The sequence below is a fragment of the Paracoccus marinus genome, assembly GCF_007018965.1.
In the GTDB taxonomy this organism is placed as follows: domain Bacteria; phylum Pseudomonadota; class Alphaproteobacteria; order Rhodobacterales; family Rhodobacteraceae; genus Paracoccus; species Paracoccus marinus.
In genome coordinates, this window is the sequence record NZ_VJYZ01000031.1 from 1 (window position 1) to 2,151 (window position 2,151).

Genomic DNA, 2,151 nt, shown 5'->3' on the forward strand with positions numbered 1-2,151 from the left:
CCTCCGCCCCATGCCCACCCGCGGAGAATGGACCGATCAGATCAGCAGCGGCAGGAGGAGAGCGCCGTGGCGCTTACGTTTTAAGGGTGCGTGCCGCTGTATTCTACCGAGCGTCCGGGCGTTACCGCGCTTTTGATCGGCTACGGCTCGCCAGAGTCATTTGCGCCCCGCTGGCCATATGGCTGGATGACCGTAGCGCCTTTGGCGCCGCAATCGACGCGTCCTTGGCAAACGCCCGTCATTCCCCTCCGCAGCCCCATTCGCTTGTCTAACGGCGCGCTGGCAGGCACGGCCTCAGGCTCAGGGTTCGGGCCAGTCGAGCGCCTTGACATCCACCCACTCAACCGCGCCGCTCAGCACCTCGGGGTTGCGGGCAAAGTCCTCGATGACGCGCAGCGCCGTTTCGCCCGGCACCAGGGATCCGGTCGGGAACACCGATTGATCGGGGTTCTCGATCCAGTCGTTCATGCGGCCCCGGTCCCGCGCGCTCATCATCGTCGGGCGGCGCTGGCCTTTGGGGTCGTAACGCTGCCAGACTAGGGAATAGCCTTGGCCGGGCACAAAGCTGTAGCTGAGCGCCGGGGATTTCCTGGACGCAGGCGAGGGGTTCAGCACATCCGCATGAGGCAGTCCGACCGGCAATTCGGCGGCGCCGAGGAAAAAGGGGCGCAACTCGTCGACCGAATAGATGTGCCTTCCGTCCGCCGCATAGATACTTGAGGTATCGAGCAGGTTCATTTTACCTCCACCAGCTTGCCGTTGGCGTTCAGCGTCCAGACGCTGCCATCGGACACCTCGATGCGCAACGCCTTGATCCCCAGTTCGTCTGCCACCGCGCCAAGGTTTTGCTGGCACGCTGCGCAAGGTGGATTGTCGGTGAACAGGGTCACAGAGTCGGGCATGCCCACTCGCCCTTCCTGATCGACGCCGACCGTCTCGACCGTGTCCGCAAGTTCTTCGTGGCGGCCGACGGTGATCCGGCCGCCTCCAGCGACTTGGGACAGGCGCGCCGCCAAGGGGAGAGCGGGACGAGGCCGCTCGAAGGAAGTTCGGCTTTTACGAGGAGGGCCTGTCGGCCGACTATCCCCTGCAGCGGGCCGAGAGGGACGAATGGTGCGTGGACGTTGCTACGCTCTTCGGCGACAGCTGCGCGCTTGACGGCCTGCAGCCCGAGCAGCGTGTTCGATTCGACGTCGGACGTCGCTGGGTCTATGTGGTCATGGATTGTGCCACCCGCTGCATCCTGGGATTTCGTATCGTCGCAACCCCAAATGCTGAAGATGCCGTACGCGCGCTGCAGCTGGCCGCAGTGGACAAAACCCCGATCGCCGAGGCAGCCGGCTGCCGAAGTCCATGGAGTCAGGCCGGCGGGATCGGGATCCTCGTCACCGACCAGGGATCAGCCTTTGCCTTCGAGGCCTTCCGCACGGCGGTGATCGATCTCGAGTCGACCTACGAGGCGCCGCCGGCCGGGGTGCCAAAGCTCCGCGCCCGGATCGAACGGCTCTTTCGAACCTTCGGACAGCAGCTTGCGCCGATGCTGATCGGCCGGACCTTTTCAAATTCCGTCGAACGCGGCGACTATCCCTCGGAGGACTGGGCCGCGCTGACCGATGATGAACTGGCCGAGATATTCACCCTGTTCATTGTCGACATCTATCACAATACGCCCCATTCCGGCCTGAAGGGCGAAACACCGGCAAATGCCTGGAAACGGCTCTCAAACGAGCAAAACGTTACCCCACCGCCAAATGCCAATGCGAGGCGCTTCGTCTTTGGCCTGCCTCACTCCCGCAAGCTGGATTGAGCGCGATCATCAATCATGACCCGCAGCTGGCCCGTCGCATCTATCCGGTCGAGATACCACGGCTCTCGGCCGCAATCGACAGTGACCCTGTCACCGGGCTGATCGTGAAATATGCGGATGCGGCCGGTCTGGAGGCAGGTCCGGGGGTTTTGACCCGAGATATGTCCGCCAGGCTGATCCATGCCGCCGACCGGGAGTTCGGGTTGCTGGCCGAGATGACCATCGGCGCGGTGGAGGAAGCGATGAAGAGCGGCCGTACCGTCCTGGAGTGGACTTGCCCGGCTTTTGTGGAGAGCGTTTAGCTCACTTCGCGGGCCTTTCGCTCGAAGGCGATGGGGCTCTGG

At 63.7% G+C, this 2,151-nt stretch carries 4 protein-coding genes; 2 read left to right on the top strand and 2 right to left on the bottom strand.

The features are described 5' to 3' along the window. Positions 1-300: 300 nt before the first annotated feature. Together FNF32_RS12075 and FNF32_RS12080 are read right to left on the bottom strand one after the other, a co-directional pair. Positions 301-738, bottom strand: a complete 438-nt coding sequence (locus FNF32_RS12075; RefSeq protein WP_131672709.1) for a hypothetical protein — start codon at positions 736-738, stop codon at positions 301-303. Then, positions 735-1,016 (bottom strand): hypothetical protein, encoded by a 282-nt coding sequence (locus FNF32_RS12080; RefSeq protein WP_131672710.1) that lies wholly within the window; start codon positions 1,014-1,016, stop codon positions 735-737. Before FNF32_RS12080 ends, FNF32_RS12075 begins: the two co-directional genes overlap by 4 nt. Positions 1,017-1,117: 101 nt before the next feature. Between FNF32_RS12080 and FNF32_RS12085 the strand changes: the two genes are divergently transcribed. Together FNF32_RS12085 and FNF32_RS12090 are read left to right on the top strand one after the other, a co-directional pair. Next, entirely contained in the window at positions 1,118-1,807 is a 690-nt protein-coding gene (locus FNF32_RS12085; protein WP_221930724.1) for a hypothetical protein, read from the top strand. Next, on the top strand, positions 1,804-2,109 hold the full coding sequence (locus FNF32_RS12090) for a hypothetical protein (protein ID WP_143796666.1): 306 nt from the start codon (positions 1,804-1,806) through the stop codon (positions 2,107-2,109). The genes FNF32_RS12085 and FNF32_RS12090 overlap by 4 nt, the downstream gene beginning before the upstream one ends. Positions 2,110-2,151 lie beyond the last annotated feature (42 nt).

What these genes read in the sequence shown, in the direction of transcription:
- FNF32_RS12075 (WP_131672709.1), bottom strand. Translation starts at nt 738, where the DNA reads ATGAACCTGCTCGATACCTCAAGTATCTATGCGGCGGACGGAAGGCAC.